The organism is Neobacillus cucumis (assembly GCF_002860255.1).
Lineage (GTDB): Bacteria > Bacillota > Bacilli > Bacillales > Cytobacillaceae > Neobacillus > Neobacillus cucumis_A.
On the sequence record NZ_PGVE01000086.1, the window covers coordinates 15,382 to 36,560 of the forward strand.

Below are 21,179 nucleotides of genomic sequence, written 5' to 3' on the forward strand. Positions count from 1 at the left end.
TTTGTTACAAGCGAAAATTTAGTTATCCAAAACATTCAACACCCAATTTTTAATATTCAGTGCAACTTCATGCACATTACTATTTGATTCGACGATAGGCATGGGTGGAGAATATGCTTTTTCCGCATTCTCAAGCAGCCATTTTGCAAAAATTTTATGTTCCTCAATAAGTTCCTGTGACCAGCCTCTTTTAGATAACCGTATTTCACGAGTAGCATCATCACAATGAAGGTTTAGATAATAAATATGACTAAAATCTTGATAAGTATCGCATTTTTCGACATCCCAAGGCATGATCGTTCCACAAAGGACAGTCATTCGATGGCTTTTAGCGATATTACTTGCAACTTTTAACCAAACATTTTTAAGTTTTTGCCAATCACCAACATCTTCCGATATGACATCTATATCAAACACATCAAAATGATCCAGCATCTCACGAAGGTATGGAACCACTGTACTTTTACCCGTCCCACTCGCACCAGTAATAATAAATAAAGGTAATTTATTATTTTCCAACAAAATTGACAACTCCTTAAACTAATTACTTTTTGCTTATTCATACAAGAGGATAAACCTTCTTTAACTCCGACTATCCTTGAGTTCAATATGCATGCCGCCAAGTCACAAAAGACTCTCAATTATACAATTGAGAGTCCTTAGACCGTAAAAGATTGTTAACCTTAATTCGTTGCGATAACCTGTTTTTTATCTTGATAGGCAGGCAGCCATTCGCCATGGGCCTCTATTAAATCGTCGCATAATGAGACAATATCATCTAATGATAACTCTGAAGCGGTATGTGGATCGAGCATAGCTGCTTGGTAAATGTACTCTTTTTTCCTTGTTACCGCAGCTTCAATGGTCAGCAATTGTGTATTAATATTGGTTCGATTCAAAGCGGCAAGCTGCTCAGGTAATTCTCCTATATAACAAGGGATGATGCCGCTTCGGTCCGCTATACACGGAACCTCTACAACCGCCTTTCGAGGAAGATTACTAATTAGTCCGCCTGTGTTTAATACATTGCCGCCGAACTTAAAGGCATGATTCGTTTCCATTGCTTCAATAATTCTTGAACCATATTCTGATGAACGTACGTGGGAAAGATTTGAGTCTGTGGTAAGAGATTCCCGCATTTCTTCCCAGCCTTTAATTTGATTTTCACAACGCCTTGGGTATTCATCAAGCGGTATATTGAACTTTTCAATTAGTTCTGGATAGTTATTTTTAATAAAGTAAGGATGGTATTCAGCATTGTGTTCAGAAGATTCTGTTACATAAAAACCGAATTTATCCATGAGTTCAAAACGAACCATATCATGATGTTTAGACTTTTGCTTTTCTAATGCACGCTGTTTAATTTCAGGGTATAGATCCTTCCCATTCTTTTTCACTTCCAGCAGCCAAGCCATATGGTTTATTCCAGCAATTTTTTCCTCCACGCCTTCAGGATCCATCTCTAATGTCTTAAACAAGTCTCTTGTACAAACTTGAACACTATGACATAATCCCACTGTTTTTACATTTGTATATCTAAGCATGGCCCCTGTTAATGAAGCCATCGGATTAGTATAATTTAAGAACCAAGCGTCAGGGCATACCTCTTCAATATCCTTCGCAAAGTCGAATAGTACCGGGATAGTACGTAATGCTCTAAAAATACCTCCGATCCCAATCGTATCAGCAATGGTCTGGCGAAGGCCATATTTTTTAGGGATTTCGAAATCAATTACTGTACTTGGCCTATATCCGCCCACCTGGATTGCATTGATTACGTATTTAGCTCCTGTTAACGCTTCCCTCCGGTCTAAATAGGCTTTAATGCTAATGGATTTATTGTAACGATTCCTAAGATTCGTCAGCATAGCCTCTGATTCTCTTAAGCGCTTTTCATCAATATCATATAAAGCAAATTCAAAGCCATCAAGGGCAGGAACCATCATACAATCTCCCAAAACGTTTTTCGCAAAAACAGTACTGCCTGCCCCAATAAAAGTAATTTTCTCCATTTCTTAATCCTCCCTAAATAATGTTTATATTTCTAAAAATTCTACATCATATGGTTCCTTGACAGATTCTACCCCCTTAATCCGTTCTATTTTCCGAAAACAACGATGGCAAAGGGAAAATAATCCATACGTACTGATACTAAAAATAATCACGCCAGTAATAGGCAATGCCATTGTAAGGATGGCTGTTCCAACTAGAATCAACAGACCCAAAAGGGTTGTCGGAAAATGACTAATTGAGATGAAGATCGCATTTTTAATGACTGAACGCCAATTTGCTTTGTAGTGGACCATGACAGAAAACAGAAAGACGGTTGAAAAAGAGTAAATCACTCCAAAAAAGAATAGAATCGGCAGCAACATAGGACGGATCGAACCGACATGGTTCATAAACTTAAAGTCAAAATATAATAAAAAACCAATAAGCAGCCAGATAATCCCTAGCAGAAAACTTTGCTTGAAATTTTCCTTAAAAAACCGGAAAAAAGGTCTAATCACACTGGAATCCTTATACAAAACCGATTGCCTAATAACCGCAAACATGGCGGCTGTTGCTGGAAAAATCGTAAAAATAGGTAAACACATTAAAAGCCAAAGCAAATTAAGCAGAAGAAGATTCGAAGCCGTCTCGAATGCGGAATATGCCTTGCTGTTCATAAAGTTCATATAACTCACCACTAGTTTTTAATTTCTTATTTAATTCCTGTAATCGTGACACCTTCAATAATTTGCTTTTGAGCAACAATATAAATGATCAATACTGGAATAACAGAAATGGTGGTTCCTGCCATCATCAGTGCCCAGTCAGCAACATACAGACCTTTGAACGTGTTTAGCAGCAACGGTACTGTAAATTTCTCAGGTGTGTTTAAGAAGATTAAGGCATCCAGAAAGTTATTCCATGAACCTAAGAAGACAAAAATTCCAACTGCCGCTAGGGATGGACGAATAAGCGGCAAAATAATGCTCCAATAGATTCTAAAGTAGCCAGCACCGTCAATAATCGCTGCCTCTTCCAATTCTTTTGGTATTCCCATGATAAATTGCCTTAATAAGAATACGGCAAATGCGTTAAATAAAGCACCCGGTACAATCAGGGACAGGTGGGAATCTAACCATCCGATTTTCCCCATAATGATATATAAAGGAATCATCGTTACTTGCTTGGGAATCATCATAGTTGCTAAGAAAAGAATGAACAAAAAATTTGCGCCTTTAAACTCAATTTTCGCAAAGGCATAGGCGGCCATAGAGGCTGTTAGTAATGTAGACAAAACAACGACAGCAGTAATATAGAAGCTGTTCCAGTAGGCTAAACCGAATGGCATCGCAGTCAAAGAATCAATATAATTCGACCACTTAATGGGATTTGGGAGCCAAGCCGGCGGCACCAGAAAGATTTGTGAAATATCTTTTAAGGAACTGCTTACGGTCCATAGAAATGGAAAGATCATTATGATTGCGCCAAACGTTAAAATAATATGAAGAATGATTTGAGACGGTTTAACCTTTTTCTTCACTTTTGCCTCAATAACTGGAATGGCGTTCTTTTCGAGTGTTGTGACAACATTATTCGCCATAGTGAACCCACCTTTTCGACATTTTGAATTGAATAAGTGTGAAGAATAAGATAATCACAAACAAGATCATGGCTGTAGCAGAGCTATCCCCCATTTTGAAGTCAATAAACCCTTTTTGATAGATATGATAAACGAGTGTGTAGCTCGCTTTCGCTGGGCCACCGTTTGTCATAACAAAGGCCTGATCAAATACTTGGAAGGAGCCGATGATGGCCATGATGGCAATAAAAAACGTCGTTGGTGAAAGAAGTGGCAGGGTAATGTGCCAAAACTTCTGAAACGTGTTTGCACCGTCAATTTCGGCAGCTTCATAATAACTTCTTGAAATTCCTTGCAATCCCGCAAGAAAGATAACCATGTTATTGCCAAGTCCCCACCATATACTAAGGATGGCTATAGCTGGAATAACCCAATGTGTATCCGTCAGCCACTTTGGTCCTTCAATCCCAATATGGGAAAGCAGTATATTCAAAATTCCAAAGTCACCGTTTAGAATCCACATCCAAATCACTCCGATGGAAACAGAGCTTGTAACAACAGGCATGAAATAAAACACACGATAGATCTCTTTTCCTTTCACATTGTTTAAAGCCACTGCAAGGAGCAGGGAAATGACAATTCCAACGGGAATAACTAATATCATGTAATACACCGTATTTTTCATTGCCATCCAAAAATCAGGATTATGAAACTGCTTTGAATAGTTGGCGAAACCTACAAAGGTTTTAGCACCAAAACCGTCCCATTTCATGAAACTTAACACAAGTGCGTAAGCAACTGGGAATAATGAGAAAGCAAGCAGGCCAATCAATTGCGGTGTAATAAACAAATATCCTGCTAACGCCCTTTGACGTTTATGCATGGAACTCACCCTCCACTTCAATTTATGATAATCAGACCGCCAGCAGCCAAAGCTTCTATATTAAGCGTCTGTCATCTATCGATTTGAATAGAGAGAGGGAAGGGATAGAACGTGATCATTCCCTCCCTCTTACTCTGGTAAAATTAGTTTCCTGCTTGATATTCGCTTGTCAACTGCTTCGTTTTCTCGGTAATATTCTTGATGGTCTTATCTACACCTTGTTTACCTAAAAGCAATAAGTCGTATTGATCTTCTACTTCTTTATTCAATCCAGGTATTTGACCTTTGAACATAAGAGGAGCACCGTTCACATAGCCTTTTTCACGACCATCCATTAAGTATTGTGTGTGCTCGACTGTTTTATCGCTTGTTACGATATCGTCAATCCCGCTAACTGATGGTATCGCGTTACCATTTCCCTCTAAGCGGGCCTTCTGTCCTTCTTTGGAAACATAGTAGGTTGCGAAATTCATAGCTTCTTCTACATGTTTAGACTTTTTATTTGCGGCCATATAGGCTACACCAATTTGTACGGGCTCCATTTTGTTGCCTGTGTTAGTTGGCCAGTAAATGTAATCGAAATCAAGATTTTTATTTTCACTGAACATTGGAGTTAACCAACGGCCAGCAGCCACCATACCTACTTGGTTGGACATGAACATGGCATCTAGACCTTGCCCCTTAGGGAGAGAACCAGCGTACATAATTTGTCCTTTTTTAGTTAAGTCACTGATAAATTGAATAGCCTCATGTGCTTTTTCATTCTGATCCAGAACATAATTACCTTGTTCATCATAGGCACGTCCGCCGTTTGACCAAATCCACGTATCCATCAGCCATTTTTCAGCGATAAAGCCTTTTTTGCCACCGTCTTTTAACTTCTTCGTCACTTCATCAAAAGCTTTCCAATTCCACTGACCTTCGTCAAAATATTCTTGAGGCGTTTTAATTCCTAAATCCTTGAACATCTTTTTATTGTAGTAAAGTAACAAGGGGTTACAGTCTACCGGTACACCATAATATTTACCATCCTGCTTCGCTGCTCCCCATAACCCATCAGCATATTCATCTGGCTTAGCGTAACTGTCGCTGGTCTGCATATATTCACCTAACTCCGCAACAGAACCGTTTTGCGCAAGCTTTGCCATTGTCGCGTCACCTACATAAAAGACGTCGGGGGCATCTCCACCTTGCAGCTGCGTCAATATTTTTTGCTCATAACCATCGCTAGGCACTGGAATTAATTTGATTTTTACGTTTGGATGCTCTTTTGTATAGGCATCAATTCCTCTTTGATATACCTTCAATTCTGCTGGATTTCCCCAAGCAGACATCGTCAGGTTTACGGTCTTACCAGAACCGCTGCCGTCTGAGGATGCTTTTTCCCCACTGCCGCTGCACCCGGAAAGGGCTAGCATGCCTGCAAACAATACTGGAACAATCTTAAGGAGAACATTTGATTTTCTTTTCATATAATTACCTCCTATTTTTTGAGAATGATAATTCTTAAAAAACAATAGATTGTGCGACTTGGATACCTCTATGTATCCCTTCTAGTTTCATCTTTTTATTCCAATTTCGTTATCTCGGATAAGTATGTTGATTTTACCAACGAGCTCCAATAGCATGATCTACATTAATTTCTTTCCTATTACAGCTCGATTTGAGCCATAGAACCAATTTACTACTGTGTTAGTTATCTATCTCCCTACTAGTCTATGACCTTCTTGACTGACTTCTTTGCATCTTCCAGGCTAATCCGATGACAGCCTATCCTGGGGGATAGGTTGTACGTCTTTCATACTTGCTAAAAACAAAATTTCCCACCCTGGCACTTCTCCAAAAAGCTTCTCAAGACTTTGAATACGCCTTTGTATTCAGGAGTTTTCTCTCAAATATTTAAGCTGCATTCATAAAGTTGCTAGTAGAATGAGACTGCTATATAATAATAGAGACTCATTTACTTAGTCCTTGAGTCCTGGTTTAATGTCCCTATCACATGTGATGGCCGTCACAATAGGGATATTAAACCTTATAAAAGATACTGTCACTTCTCCCATATCACCTCCTTAAAGTGGTACTTCTTTCTACTGATTGGTTCCACAGCTTTGTCTAATCACTAATTCTGTAGGAACCGTTACTTTCAATGGAAGTTCCCTTCCATTAATTCGATCTAATAATAATTTAACCCCAGTTTGTCCCATCTCTTTTGTATGGACCTTCACTGATGTTAAAGGCGTACTACAAAATTCTGCCATTTCAATATCATCAAAGCTGACGATAGCTAGATCGGATGGAACGGAAATTCCGAATTCCTGTAGGGCTCGTAATGCTCCAATTGCCATTGGATCGCTCGCAATAAAAAATGCTTCTGGAACATCGTTCTGTTTGAGAGCTTTCTTCATCAGTTCATATCCTTGCATCATCGTATATTCACCAATGAAAACATAGGATGGTTCATAGAGTCCTTCTGATTTCATCACCTTCTCATAGGTCGTAATGCGTTGATCCTCCCCGATGATTGTTCTCTCTTTTAGATGCTCTCTTTCGACACCGCCAATATAACCGATCCGTTTATAACCAGCTTTAAGCATATGCTGTAAGGCTTTTTCTGTTGCTTTTTGAAAATCGACAACAACGGAATCGTAAATATCCTCATCAGGAGAATGATTGATATAAACGATGTTTTTAATATGACCGCTTATTTTTTTTAAGGCCTCCCCATTTATTCTTCCAACAATAATCATGCCATCAAGTTCCTGAACTTTCTGATGATCGACCTTATCATATAAACGGATCATAGTGGTTGTACTAATCCCTTGCTTTATGAGTTCTTCCTCAATTCCCTGACGTATCGCTAAAAAATAAGGATCACTCAACTCCTCTTCATTTGAAAGAAAAAGGACAACACCTATCGCTGGATTCTTTTTACTTTTTGAAGTTTGTTGTTGATTACGGCGTTCGTGGATGGTCTTATATCCCAGTTCTTTCGCAGCCTGATAGATTCGCTGGCGGGTTTGGTCCTGAACAGTGATTGTTTCATCACCATTTAACACTCTTGAAACTGTGGCAGCTGATACCTTTGATAATTTTGCTAAATCCTTTATGGTAGCCATCTCTTAGACCTTTCTAGTAAATTATTTACTAAAAAAACTTACAATTACGTTAAATGTTTACTTGGATAAATTTAGAATATCAGGAAATGACAGCGTTTTCAACATAATTTTTAAATTTTCTGTATTTTTTACTAGATAAGAGAAAAGGTGTTCAAACATCACTAAATTTTTCTCTTAAGATCCATACAATCTGTTTGATTTATGGTAATCAGTTCTTGCATACATAATGCCCGTTACCGCTGGGTGATGTGCCACATGTCATTTATTCGATTAATCTCACGCAAATCACACTTTGGCTTGCGATCATATGTCAAAATCCCATTTATCTCCTGTTCGACATCTGTTAGCTGTGTATAACAATATCCATGCAGTGACCTTGATTCATATACTGCTTTCAACACTCTTTCATAATCTGCCAGGTACTCTTCCTCGTTGGTCACAGTGGTATAACCCCAGCCATTTTCTTCTCCGACTTTATAACCAATCCCGCCAAACTCTGTTAAGAGAATGGGTTCACCACCATGTTCGAACCCTTTTGTATAAATTCTTCTTCCCGCTGGTTGTGAACGAAGTAAAAGTTCTACCGTTGAGATCGAACGAAGAAACTCATTGTATTTTTCACCTTCGTCCTTGTGACCATGATTATAGTTATGGATCGCACAAATGTCCGTTTTTGTTAATTCCCATCCGTCATTTGAAATGACTAATCTCGTAGAATCCAATGAATGGATTAAATAATACATCGCCAGTGAATGGTGCTTTTGCTGGTCATTTGTACTTATAGAAGGAACTCCCCAGCTTTCATTTATAGGGACCCAGGTTACGATACAAGGGTGATTGTAGTCTCGCTCAATAATTTCAATCCATTCCTTCGTGAGTCGTGCCACAGCATCCTCACTAAAGGAAGGAGAAGCGGCACATTCTCCCCATACTAAAAACCCTAAAGTATCTGCCCAATATAGAAATCTTGGATCCTCGACCTTTTGGTGCTTCCTGCACCCATTAAACCCCATTTCTTTTGCTAATTTAATATCTTTCTTTAAGTCGTGATCTGTTGGTGCCGTCAATAAACCATCCGGCCAGTACCCCTGGTCCAGAACAAGTTTCTGGTAATATGGCCTGTTATTTAGAAAGACCATGCCATTTTCCGTATGGATTTTCCTCATACCAAAATAAGAAGTGATATTATCTAGTACTGATTCTTCTTCTTTCAATTTGATCGTAACATCGAATAAATTTGGCGTTTCCGGTGTCCAGTTCCATCCGGCATGATGGAATCCCGTTCTGAATATTTTTCGATTATAGAGATTGATAGATCTTTTTGTAAAACTCTCATAAATTTTTATGGTTTCTTTTACGATAGGTTCTTCTTTAAAGGTGATCTCAATTTCAACATCTTTATTTAAATAGTCACCGGATACCTCTAGTTCAATTTTGATATCTCCATTGTCAATATCAGGTGTGAATCTGACTTTATTTATATGTGTTTTATCCACAGCTTCTAACCATACTGTTTGCCATATTCCCGTGGTCCGCGTATACCAAATCGCTGCGGATTTTTCATTCCAATACTGTTTGCCACGCGGAATGGTTTCGTCTCTCGAAGGATCTTCCACTCTGAGAACAACTGATTGGTTTCCTTCTCTTAAATAGGTTGTTATATCGAAGGAAAAAGCAGTGTGCCCGCCCTCATGAGAACCAACTAAACTTCCATTAACGAAAACCATCGACCGGTAGTCTACTGCACCAAAATGCAAGATGATTCGTTTACCAAGCATGGATTCGGGAATGTCGAATTCTTTGCGATACCAAACCCAATCATGAAATGCCGGATCATGAATTCCGCTAAGCTTCGTTTGATAAGCAAAAGGAACATTAATTTTTTGCTTGTATTCTCTTTTTTCAGCAAACCATTTTTCTTCTAATCCAATATTCTCATCATCAAATTCAAAATCCCATTCACCATTTAAATTAAGCCAGTCTTTTCTCGTTAATTGCGGACGGGGGTATTCTTGTCGAAATGTCATAACTTCTCCTTTACCTGATAAAAATTATTTGTCAAAATTTTGTTTTATTACAAATTTTCTGTAAATTTAATTTAAAGAATACGCTTACACAGATAAGTTGTCAATAATTTTTTGTTTTAATACAAAATTTTTGTAATAATAAAAAGCCTTCTTATAACAAGAAGACTTCTCTATTGTATGGATAATGTTAATAGAATGATATCTTTAATTTAATATCCTGAGGATAGTCACCGAAGTTACTGCCAAAAAGGTTTATACCGCCTTTGTGAACGGCGTCTTCTTTAATGCCGATTCGAAAAGATATATATTCACGCTCTACTATACTTAAATGTTCAACGGTTATATCGGAAAGGTAAATGTCGTCAATTGTTGTCCTGTCCTCCGACACCTTCCACGTTTTTAGTGATCCATATTGGGTGCGGGTTGTTTCTCCCCAAGCCTTAGGATTTAATTTTCCAGGTCGGTCCCCAAAATCACCAGGACTTGTCCAAGTCCCAATTTCTACCCCATTTAACCAGACAGTGATGTCAGATGGCCAATTATGGTCATAATTCGGAGCCTCCGAACAGACCTCTGTGGATATCTCAACTGATTGTACTTTTGCTCCAGGTGGAATAACTAAAGGAAACTTATATTCAAAGTATCCTTTTCTTGTCCAAATAAGATGTGCATTTGATCGAACAGGATGATAGAAATGAACCGGTTCGTCTTCCGGTATGATAATTCCATCTTGACTAGCCATACCGCATGTTGGTGAAACATGGAAGTCTGTATATTGCCCAATCGGCATTTCAAGCTCGTAAATTTTATAAGTATTTATACTTTTGGGATCATTTAAACTGATATGAATATCATCAAAATTGCGAGTACAGACTTTCATTGCACCTCTGCTGGCCGGACGAAGTTGAGTTTGGATCAACCCGGCTTCTTCTAGAACCTTTATGTGGGAAGATGCGGTTGAAACAGGTATATTTAACTTTTCTGACAGTTGATTGATATTCACATTCCCTTTATTTAATAAAACAATGATTTTCAATCTAACCTCTGATGATAAAGCATGCACAACCATACGAAGCTTTTCCGGCTGTTTAAGAGATAATTCTAACATAGGGATCCCTCCGAAAACTCCAGTTTGTCCAAAAAAATTGTATAACAACTGAATACTAACAATAAATGTGGAATAATATAAGTTTATTTTATTTATTTAGTCTTGTTGACCTAGTTTGTTCAGTATCTCCAATTTTTAATAACACTACTGATAAGCAAATATAAGCCTCCCATAAAAGAGAGGCTTATATTTGTGAGTAAAAAGGTAACTTAAAGTTGAGTTAATGAACTGTTATCTTTGCAAAAGTGTTATTACGCTGAAAAAGTGCATGATACTTCCGGCAAGTACGAAAAGGTGCCATAAAGCATGGTGATATTTGAATCCCCTCCAAATGTAGAAAACAGATCCAAACGTATAGAACAATCCACCTATAATTAAATACGTTAAACCAGCATGCGGCATGTGTTCCGATAATGGTTTCCAGGCAAATACAATCAACCAACCCATTAATACGTACAATGCAGTGGACGTAAATAAAAATTTCTTTACAAAAAAGGATTTAAAAATAGTTCCCCCGATCGCTAGTCCCCACACGATTCCAAAAATAGTCCATCCTAACCAACCTTTAACCACTAAAAACATGTAGGGTGTGTATGTTCCAGCGATAAAAAAATAGATAGAAGAATGATCGAAGATTTCAAATAAATCTTTCACTTTGCTTCCTTCAGGGAAAGCATGTAACAATGTTGACGATGTATACATTAAGAGCATGGTAGAACCAAATAGAGCAAAACTGACAATATACCAAGCGTTTCCGTATAATGTAGAAGATACAATTAATAGTACTAAGGCTGCCATGCTAAGAAGAGCACCTATACCGTGAGTAATTGAATTCGCGACTTCCTCGCCTTTGCTAAAAGTGTGTGTGTTAGCCATAGTTTTATTCTCTCCTAATGGAATGGATAATATTTATTGTACAAGTCACTTAGCAAGAACGTAATATACAAATGTCATATTGTAAGGAAGAAAATTCACCCATAATCTTTCTGATTTTCACTGGCACAGGTTGGTGCTAAAAATGCCTCCTGCCTTAGCAACGGTCTCACAGATTTGAAAAAAGGATTTAAATAGATTAATAGCTTACAACAAGTTTAAAAATAAAGGAATCCTCGTTAATTTGGTCAAAAAAGGTGTTCTGAAGGAAAAAATAAGCAGCTAAAAAAATTGGGCTATTAAGGAAGGAAAAAACTAGAACCGTAACAAATGTGAGTAAGCCTGATTATATAAAAAAGTAAAGCAGCTTAAAAAAATAGGCTGCTCTCTCTTTTTGTTCTACTTGTTTATGTTCTCGAATGGCGATAGAAGAGAAAGCAATTTTCTTCTAATATCATGCCAAGAATCATCTAAATTTAGGGTCCAAATCTCAACCATCATTCGATTATCCCAATGGAAAGTTTCATCAACCTCCACCCCATTAAACGGGTAAATTAAAATCCCCCGCAAATTTAATTCCTTTGGCTGATGCATGAGATAGGTAAACAACTGATAAAGGTTGTGACTATGAAAGGAGGCCTTCCCAAAGTTTTCTTGAAAAAGGTTCTTATAAAACTTGGCATCCATGATTATTTTTTGGTTACCATCTTTATGTGTTAACGAAACATCTGTTTTCATTGTTGGCAGATGTGTTTGATTGCCTTCCAACTGCCACTGCATTATTTCTGATGAAACTCGATAATCACGTTGCTCCATTCTGTAAAAATGAAACAGGAATTTTTCAAAAATTTGATTGAGGGAGCTTTCATCAATTTCTGCCGAAAATAAGCTCCAATTCCCGTGTTTATGGGAGAGTATAGTCAATTCATGCAATATCCGAGCGATATGAACCATCCGTTTATAATGTAAATTATGTCTTCCAAAATATATTTTTAAAAAAGCTTCCTTCGTAAGTGGTGGTGAATCTACCTCTGGTAGAAGCTCCAAATAGGAATAGCTGAGTTTCCTTGTCTCCTCTTTAACAAAACGATTGAAACATATGGTTGTTAATGTGCTTTTCATTACTTGGTTCAACATAATATTGGCTGAATATTGATCCTTCTCACAGATAACGATCGGCTGCCGAGCCACAATATATGACATCGAATCAGTCATCATCAACCGCCCACCTAAATGACTGGTCTCTTCTGTGAAATTAACATAATCCTTTACAAAGCCACGGCGCCTAATCGACTCGACCTCATTCAAAAACTGTTTAACGATAAAGTCATAGGTAATCAAATCTTCATCAATGTCATTAAAGCTCTTAACCAATTCGGGCATTTCGTTCATATAGCTGAGCAAACAAAAAAGATTACGAATTGGAACTTTAAACAAAGGTTCCATACTAAATTCCCTCAATCAGTGACTCTATTACTTCAGGTCTGTCAAAGAAGTATTCCTCAAGTAAAGGACGTATTTCAAAGGTCAATATTCCACTGTACCAAACATCTTCATCCATATTTTCAGGTTTCATGGTGAAAAAGGAATGGCCAATTTCATATCCTCTACCTAATTGAAAATCACCCGCTATTTCTTTATTCCATTTTTCAACAGCGAACAAAATCCGATTTATCATTTCATTGGAAACACCTGACTCCTGAATCGTTTTACGCCATTTTTCATTGAAACTAGGTTTAAGTGTAACAAATGCAAAACGGCGGCGGAGGGCTACTTCCAATTGAGCTAAGGAACGGTCTGCTGTATTCATCGTACCGATTAAGTACAGGTTGCTTGGTACAGTGAAAGGTTCTTTTGAATAACCCATAGTAACAAATTCATCACGCTTATCCCGTTCAATCAGCATAAAAAGCTCACCAAAAATCTTCGATAAATTACCCCGATTGATTTCATCAATAATGAAGTAATAGTCCTTTTCAGGATTGTTTAAAGCCCGCTGGCAAAAATCATAAAAGATGCCAAATTGCAGAGAAAATCCATGCTCATCCGGTCTAAAGCCCATAATAAAATCTTCGTACGCGTAATTTTGATGGAATTGAACCATTTCTACCCGATCTGGATCCTTTACGCCCATTAAAGAATAAGCAAGTCGCTTCGAAACAAACGTCTTCCCCACTCCCGGAGGGCCTTGAAAAATAATGTTTTTCTTATATTTTAGTAAATTCGTTATGGTTTCGTACTCTTTTTCATCGAAAAATACTTCTTGCAGGAAGTCTTCCTTCGTGTATTTTTCCAATTCAATAGGATGTTCTATAGATAATAATGCCATAGCTTCCTTTAAATTAGGCTTTAATCTCCAATTAAAATAATTCTCTTCATATTCACCATCAAAAATCACATTCCAATAACGCTCTGTCCCGTCTTCCCTTTTTGACACAACTGTATCAGTCGCTCTAAGGACTCGTTTGGCCAGCTGAACAACAGGGGAATTAAAGGAAGAGAAATGTTTTCCTAAAGCTGCTGCAAGCATAGTAGCAGATGCCTCTCCGCCTAGCTCATACATTTTGTTTAGGTAAATCATATCACTCTCTTTAAAAACTTCTTTATTTTGAAGGAGCTCAATCCATGTTTCAGTATTGATCTCAGGCTGCAACAGTTCTAGTCTATTGTCCTCTCGATCACCCAATGTTTCCTGCCCTTTAAATGCACCCAGTACTTCGACCATTTTTTGATGAAATTCCTCGTAAGAAAATGAATCAATACTTGTGCTGATGGTTAAATCCTCTTGTCCTCTTTTTGGATGCTGATCCCCAAAAAGTAAGCCATAGCGAATGCCTTTTTCATCAATGGATACAAAAAATTGAGGTGCACTTCGATGACTGTTATATCCTTTTTCATAAACAGCGACCCAGCACTCTGACCCTCCAAAGTTTTGGTTCCAGTTAAAGCCGTTTAACACCTTATCCTCTACAAAATCCATGTCCTTAAACTCATCCATTTGCCGGATAGCTTGATGAATTTTTCGCTGTTCTTCCTGAACCTTTTGCTTTTTATCAGCATAATAAAGTTGAAAAAGAATCGTAAAATTATTCCACGCCTGCAGAATATTTTTGTCATATCGAACCTTAACTTGATCCTTAATCTCTTCCATTTCACTAAGACTAACGGAACCTGATCTAATTATTTTCTCTAAAACCATAAACTTAATTAGATTGATTTTTTCACTATTTCGATATTGTTCTAGAAGTTTGTTTAATTGCTCAGAATCCAGTTCTGCGATTGTCTTTAACATCCGTTCCGGTTGACTCATAAATTCGCCCAGTTCGACTGCCATTTGATGTAAGTACTCAACAGCACTCTCTACCATTATTTGTGGATATTGCGTGCTGCAAAAGAAGAAATCCTGCATATCCAGCATCGTTAAATCTGGATAGCTAACTTTAAGATGGTGTAAAGCAATTTCACACATTTGGAAAAAGGTTTGATAATTGTGGCCTACAGAACCAAGTTTCAACTCAATTCCAAATGACTTCTTCAAATCCGTAAAAACCTCTTGTTTATACAAGGGATATTTATTGTAATCATATGCAGCTAATAAGTAACCGAACAATGGTGCGCCTAAGGATATATTTGTAAGATATTCTTTGCCTTTTTCACGGAAAAGCTCAATCCGCTCTTCCAATGATTTTGATGAATGAAATAACTGATTCAAAAGTTCTGCCACTTCGTCAGGCTCTGCTTCAGCATACTTAACCAAGTCCCCGGTATTACTCCAATGAACAAAACTTCCAGCAGAAGGATTTTCCTTCTGTATCTTTTTTAAAATGTCTACAACCGTGAGGTCATTAATCTCCTGCCCACGTAAAAAATCATTTAAACGAGAAAGAATTTCTATTTTGTATGACTCATCATAGTTTTTAGTTTCTTTAAACAATAAGTATTTACTAAACGAAATGTCGATGTATGTATCTTTTAACATGTGCTTTTGTAATAAGTTTTCGAGCATGTATTTCACCTCTTACCATATATATATGTATTATATCCCTATCCAAAATCAAACTCATGCAACGGGGGATATAATTGGAGCTTTCCCTTTTTTAATAAACTCAAACACCCTTACTCTTTTAAATAATACCTTACAACCTTAGTTGAACTCATCCCGCTTGGTGTATCACTTAATATTTTTAAACGATAGACTCCAATAGATATCATCGCATTACACACAGCTGGCATTCTGTTCATTAAGCCCATTTCCTTATGGATATCACCTGATCTCAAATCAAGAAAGTCTTTCCCTTCCCTCTTTTCTACAGAGAGTTTATGAAAGATATAGTTCCGAATCAAATCTGTTAGTCCAACTTGCTTTAATGGATTATTGGATGTTTTTTGTATAGATTTTTTAACAATTTTTTGTCGGTTAATTGATTTATATTGTTGAGCAAATCTAGTAATTTCTTTTAATTCATCTTTAAACATTTCAGCATGATCCATCATATACCCTATTTGCCAAAAATACATATCTATTAATTTCATAGGAGTATAATGAACTCCATCTTGGATAAAATTATCTCTAAACCCTTGGAATTCATCCACAAACCTATTGTAAAATTCGGCTAATTCCATCAATGAATTTTCATCAAAATATACTCTAATTCCAAAAAGAGATAACGCATCTTTAAAATACCGGTCATAAGCGGGTACATTACCAAATACACCCAGTAATATCTTCGATGCTAACGTATTTGTTACACTAACTCGAACCTTATCTCCATTGATTTCATGAATATTATTCTCATAAGCACTTTTTGTATCCGTTATAAGCTTGTCAATCCCTTCGATATCCTTATAATCTATATAAGCAATATCACTTTTAGTAAAATACTTATGATAATCAGGATTAAGGACAATATTTTTGAGAAAGTATGTATGGACTTTATAGTCTTTTTGCAGAAGAAATGAACTACCACGTAACATCCCCCAACTTGCAAGATAGAAAGCTAAATGCAAACTACCATGATCAAAAACCTCCTGATTCCTTAAGGTTTTATAATGATGGAAGAAAAAAGAGTGGCAATGTTCCCATGACTTAAATCTATGGTGTGGATAATTTTGGGATAGCGAATGATATTTTGAAATTATTTCAGAAATCATAGAAACTCCTCCGAACAATTAATACAATATTACCCATTTTTCACATACAAGGTTAATCATTTTATTTTAACTATTTTTCGATTAGAGCTTCTCCTGTAAACCTAGCAATCTACATCTAATGACCGGCCTAATTTACATAATTATTATTAATAATTTGTCTTTGCATTAATGCAGGTTTCAAAATTACTTCGTGAGTGTATCCATTTTCATCTACTGCTATCAACTTATCATATTTAACAGTATTCTTTTTATTATTACCAACCGCTAATGCTCCAACTACTGCCCCTACGCCACCTGTTAAAACTCCACCAACTACTGCACCTGCTACCTTTTTACCAGCAGATTTTCCAATGGTAGTTTCAGAGTAATCAATACAAGTAATAATTTTTATTTTATGTTTTCTGTTTATAAGTGCATAACCATCTGCAGTTTTACCCATTGTAAAAAATTTAGTAAAGATATGGTTAGCTCCACTTACAACCTCACAAGTTAATTTGTTTGATAAAGACCTATCAAGTGCTGCTGTTTCATCAATCTTTTCTTTTGCATTTTTAAGATTAGCTTTTAAACTGTCCATAAACCCCATCTGTTAAACACTCCTTGTTTTTCCAAAAATATGTTAATCAAAATAATTATATATCCATTTGAGGAAGCTGTAACCATTTTTGTAGAATAAAAAAATACTAGATTAATAATGAGTTCATAACAAAATCTACCTTCAATTTATCTAGAATTACTTCAATTTATTTAATGTACTTTAGTGTTCTTTAATATTTTTAAAATAAAAATCCCTTTATGGATAACGTTGTAATGAAATTTTTTCCATCTATTGAAATTCTAATATACTTCATTATTATTTAACCAATTTAAGGTTACATGAAATAATTTCTAGAGAGGTTTCCCACCAGGCGGAAAAAAATATTATTTACGTGTAAAAATGAATTCTTTTTCTAAAGTTTAAACAGCATTAATTATCTATAAACAAAACACCCCAACCTATTGTAAGGTTGGGGTGCTGTTTGCTTTCCGCTCAAAATGATAATGAAGACGGTATTCACATATTTCTTTTGTCCAATTAAATAGGATTTCTTCATCTTCACTTAAAACTTCAAAATTCAACTTGAATATCTCATTTTCAAATGAAATTAATCCTTTAGAACTGCCACTCCATTTGGTCATTGGCATGGAAGCAATTAATTTGCTGACACCTTTTTCATCATAATTCCATAATTTTCTCGCAGCCTTGTCGGAAAAATCTATTATTTTCCTGTGTTCTTTCTCCATTAGGTATCGATGAAAAAATGGTGCGATTTCTTTAGGTGTGATCGGCATATACCATTTCGATATGCCTCGATTAAGCATGGCTAATAAAACGACCATTTTATAACTTTTGGCCATTCCAGTTTTTTCTACATCCACCAGCCAATTTTCATAACGGTTAAAAACTTCTATTTCTCGATCACTTAATTCTTCTGCCCATTTTAAAAATCCAAAATATGAATTAAATTCTTGTTTATATTGCGTTGAATCTGATGCACCCTTTAAATGGAGATCCAAATAGGATGGCCTTCTACCAAACTCCCGCTTTAATTCCATATAATCATTAAAAAGCTTTTCCCTTCTTGGCTGCCGTTTCAATGACATTTCTTTTAACAGGTCAATAACTTGAAAATCTAAGTTTATTTCACAAAAATTGGGCAATGTGGGTTGAAAATTTCTTTTTCCCCCCTCACTTGGCTGTGTATCAAATAGACTAAGCTTGATATCCGCGTTTCGGTAATTTCCGATTAAATCTACGATCACACAAGCTTCTTTATCTGAATGTAATCTGAGTCCCCTTCCAATTTGTTGGATGAAAACTGTTAAGGATTCTGTAGGACGTACAAATAAAAGGGTATCAACAGCTGGGATATCGACTCCTTCATTGAAGAGATCAACTGTAAAAATCGCATCAATCTCTCCTTTTGAAAGTTGAGCTATTGCCTGTTTTCTGTTATCGTTGGCCTGCTGGGAATGCAGGCTAATCGTTTGATATCCATGTTTATTAAAATAATTGGCTAAAAAGTCGGCTTGTCGTATAGAAGAACAGAACCCTAAAGTTCTGGACTGTTTCTTATCCTCCCATGCACGAAGTACCTTTAGAGCCAATTCTTCTCTTAATTGTGCTTGGAGTAACTCCTCTTCGTCATAACGGTTCCCTAACCAAGTGATCTGACTATAATCGGTATCATCATACACACCAAAATATTTAAATGGTGCTAACCATTTCCGATTGATAGCATCTAAGAAATCTAATCGAAAAGCCACGTTTCCATCACAAATGGCATAAACATCTTTGTTGTCATTTCGATCGGGTGTTGCGGTAATTCCCAATAAAAACTTTGGTTGAAAGTAATCTAATGCCCTTTGATAAGAATCCGCTGCAGCATGATGAAATTCATCTATGATAATAAGATCAAATTCATCCTGGCTAAATTGTTCAAGATGAGTCTTCATACTTAAGGTGTAAATGGAAGCAAAAATGGCATCGGCATTACTTTCTTTCAGTTTGCCATTATAAATACCATATCGTTTTTCCGGCATGATTTTTCTAAAAGAATCTCTTGCCTGATAAAGTATTTCCTCTCTATGGGCTATAAAGAGTACTTTTTTGAAATTTTTTGAAAAGAACCCAGCCAAATAAGTTTTTCCCAATCCCGTTGCCATAACAACCAGAGCCTTATTGTACTCTTCTTCTAAGGTTTTGTTTAATTCTTCAAGTGCTTCGATCTGAGCAAACCTGGGTTGAATTTCTCCATATTCAGCAGGAGGTTCCATGATTGTCCCAATCTGTTCTGAATCTTCCTTTTTATTTGGGAGCATCAGCTCCAGTTCTTCCAGTTCACTCCACGTTTTAGCGAGATTAGGATTCTTTCGATGATACTCATCATAACTTTCTTTATACTCTACAAGGGTTTCTTTATTTAAGGGGACTGTTTGATCCGCATAAAATAGTTTTAAAAATTCAGCTTGAGCTTCTTCGAAGACATCTTTTGCATCACTAATTCCAACATTCCATTCAACACCCTGGTATAAGGCAGATCGTGATAGATTGGATGAACCGATATACAAAACGTCATGTTTATTAGATTGAAAGAGATAGGCTTTAGGATGAAAGGAACTCCCATTACTCTTCCAAATTCGTACCTTGATTCGTTCATCAATCGTAAGCAGCTTTTCCAATGCTTCCGGCTGCGTTATGTATAGGTAATCTCCGGTACAAATTTTTATATCTGCACCATTTTGAGCTGCATTCTTTAAAGAATTTTTCAAAAAATGAACCCCGGATTTCATCACAAAGGATGAAAGCACACAAATAGTGACTGCACCTTCGATTTTATCAATTAAATGTACTCCGAGTTCCTTGGTAAATAACTGAACCTTACTCATCCTCAACCTCAATTAAGAAAATTTTTTCCTGGAAGCCCCCGCGTTTTTTTGCTTTATTTTGACGAACTTTCTCAACTTCTTCAAAGGATGCTCCGTGGTATCCAGCCAATGCATGGATAATTTCTAGTAAGTCGGCTAGTTCTTCAATAGCATCTTTATCATTCTCTGCATTGACGTATTCATTTAATTCTTCAAAGCTTTTCTTTTTTAATTCTATTATGTATTCGTCATCATTTAGTATTCTTGTGGAAAATTGTTTTCCAGTGTTTTCGATCACTTCCGGGATGCGGTCTCGGACTAATTTGTTATAAACAGTCATGTTAAAGTACCTCCAACAATAGGTTTTACTCTATTATAACTAATTTAATATAGAAAGTATCTGTATTTAAGATGAATATACTGCCTAATTATAAACTGTGAAACCTCGGTAATTATGTTCTTAAAACAGTTATTATTTTTCCAATACATAATTCAAGTTTTTAACTATACTTTCTATGGTACTCGAAGGCGTTAATTGATAAATGGATGATTATATTACATGTTTTGATTGGACGAAAAGAGATATTTCCTTATAAAAATGGTATCATTCTAAGGAAGATATTTTTAGGAGGCAGTCATGAAAAAGCAAGTAAAAGTAGTTGCAGCCATTATAGAAAACGATCAGCAAGAAATTCTTTGTGCTCTTAGATCCCCTGAAATGAGCATTCCAAATAGGTGGGAGTTTCCTGGTGGCAAAGTAGAAGCAAATGAGGACATTTATTCAGCTCTAGAAAGAGAAATTGATGAAGAGCTAAGTTGTAAGATAGCGACATTTAAAGAAGTCTTTAATGGCTTCATCCATGAATACGAAACATTCATCATTGATCTAATTTCAATTAAATGTAGAATCGTAGAAGGAACTCCAACACCAAGTGAGCATTCAAAGCTAATTTGGTTAAAAAGGGAGAATTTAGATTCGCTTAAATGGGCTCCTGCGGATATACCTGCTGTAAAACAATTAATCCAAGAAAAATAGTCTTCT

17 protein-coding genes are annotated in these 21,179 nt (G+C 36.5%); 1 reads left to right on the forward strand and 16 read right to left on the reverse strand.

Annotated elements, in window-relative coordinates; all coding sequences use genetic code 11:
* Positions 1–18: 18 nt before the first annotated feature.
* From CVD27_RS22565 to CVD27_RS22645, 16 genes are all read right to left on the reverse strand, one after another.
* The gene (locus tag CVD27_RS22565; protein ID WP_101650639.1) at positions 19–522 is read right to left on the reverse strand and encodes an AAA family ATPase; all 504 of its coding nucleotides are present in this window, start codon (positions 520–522) and stop codon (positions 19–21) included.
* 161 nt (positions 523–683) lie between these two features.
* A complete protein-coding gene (locus CVD27_RS22570) occupies positions 684–2,012 on the reverse strand; it encodes an alpha-glucosidase/alpha-galactosidase (RefSeq protein ID WP_101650641.1) in 1,329 nt (442 codons plus the stop codon).
* A gap of 24 nt (positions 2,013–2,036) precedes the next feature.
* Positions 2,037–2,669, reverse strand: coding sequence for a YesL family protein (locus tag CVD27_RS22575; protein WP_180960404.1), 633 nt, complete (start codon positions 2,667–2,669; stop codon positions 2,037–2,039).
* Positions 2,670–2,704: 35 nt separating this feature from the next.
* Positions 2,705–3,592, reverse strand: a complete 888-nt coding sequence (locus CVD27_RS22580; protein ID WP_101650646.1) for a carbohydrate ABC transporter permease — start codon at positions 3,590–3,592, stop codon at positions 2,705–2,707.
* Complete coding sequence (locus tag CVD27_RS22585; protein ID WP_101650648.1) at positions 3,582–4,454, reverse strand: carbohydrate ABC transporter permease; 873 nt, start codon at positions 4,452–4,454, stop codon at positions 3,582–3,584. The genes CVD27_RS22580 and CVD27_RS22585 overlap by 11 nt, the downstream gene beginning before the upstream one ends.
* A 143-nt stretch (positions 4,455–4,597) precedes the next feature.
* A complete protein-coding gene (locus CVD27_RS22590) occupies positions 4,598–5,926 on the reverse strand; it encodes an ABC transporter substrate-binding protein (protein ID WP_101650651.1) in 1,329 nt (442 codons plus the stop codon).
* 615 nt (positions 5,927–6,541) lie between these two features.
* Complete coding sequence (locus CVD27_RS22595; RefSeq protein ID WP_101650653.1) at positions 6,542–7,570, reverse strand: LacI family DNA-binding transcriptional regulator; 1,029 nt, start codon at positions 7,568–7,570, stop codon at positions 6,542–6,544.
* 233 nt (positions 7,571–7,803) lie between these two features.
* Positions 7,804–9,597 carry a glycoside hydrolase family 2 protein gene (locus CVD27_RS22600; protein WP_101650655.1) on the reverse strand — a complete coding sequence of 598 codons (1,794 nt, stop codon included), beginning with the start codon at positions 9,595–9,597 and terminating at the stop codon, positions 7,804–7,806.
* Between the two features lie 187 nt (positions 9,598–9,784).
* Positions 9,785–10,705, reverse strand: coding sequence for an ArsR/SmtB family transcription factor (locus CVD27_RS22605; RefSeq protein ID WP_101650657.1), 921 nt, complete (start codon positions 10,703–10,705; stop codon positions 9,785–9,787).
* A gap of 231 nt (positions 10,706–10,936) precedes the next feature.
* Positions 10,937–11,581, reverse strand: a complete 645-nt coding sequence (gene trhA, locus CVD27_RS22610) for a PAQR family membrane homeostasis protein TrhA (RefSeq protein ID WP_101650659.1) — start codon at positions 11,579–11,581, stop codon at positions 10,937–10,939.
* Between the two features lie 396 nt (positions 11,582–11,977).
* Complete coding sequence (locus CVD27_RS22620; RefSeq protein WP_101650661.1) at positions 11,978–13,024, reverse strand: McrC family protein; 1,047 nt, start codon at positions 13,022–13,024, stop codon at positions 11,978–11,980.
* Between the two features lies 1 nt (position 13,025).
* Positions 13,026–15,584, reverse strand: coding sequence for an AAA family ATPase (locus CVD27_RS22625; protein ID WP_101650663.1), 2,559 nt, complete (start codon positions 15,582–15,584; stop codon positions 13,026–13,028).
* Positions 15,585–15,694: 110 nt separating this feature from the next.
* Complete coding sequence (locus CVD27_RS22630; RefSeq protein ID WP_101650665.1) at positions 15,695–16,729, reverse strand: hypothetical protein; 1,035 nt, start codon at positions 16,727–16,729, stop codon at positions 15,695–15,697.
* Between the two features lie 127 nt (positions 16,730–16,856).
* Positions 16,857–17,315, reverse strand: coding sequence for a hypothetical protein (locus tag CVD27_RS22635; protein ID WP_101650666.1), 459 nt, complete (start codon positions 17,313–17,315; stop codon positions 16,857–16,859).
* Between the two features lie 410 nt (positions 17,316–17,725).
* On the reverse strand, positions 17,726–20,158 hold the full coding sequence (locus CVD27_RS22640) for a DEAD/DEAH box helicase family protein (protein ID WP_101650667.1): 2,433 nt from the start codon (positions 20,156–20,158) through the stop codon (positions 17,726–17,728).
* The gene (locus tag CVD27_RS22645; protein WP_101650669.1) at positions 20,151–20,477 is read right to left on the reverse strand and encodes a nucleoside triphosphate pyrophosphohydrolase; all 327 of its coding nucleotides are present in this window, start codon (positions 20,475–20,477) and stop codon (positions 20,151–20,153) included. Before CVD27_RS22645 ends, CVD27_RS22640 begins: the two co-directional genes overlap by 8 nt.
* Before the next feature lie 297 nt (positions 20,478–20,774).
* Here CVD27_RS22645 and CVD27_RS22650 point away from each other — a divergent pair, with 297 nt between their 5' ends.
* The gene (locus CVD27_RS22650) at positions 20,775–21,173 is read left to right on the forward strand and encodes a (deoxy)nucleoside triphosphate pyrophosphohydrolase (RefSeq protein ID WP_101650673.1); all 399 of its coding nucleotides are present in this window, start codon (positions 20,775–20,777) and stop codon (positions 21,171–21,173) included.
* Positions 21,174–21,179: the final 6 nt, after the last annotated feature.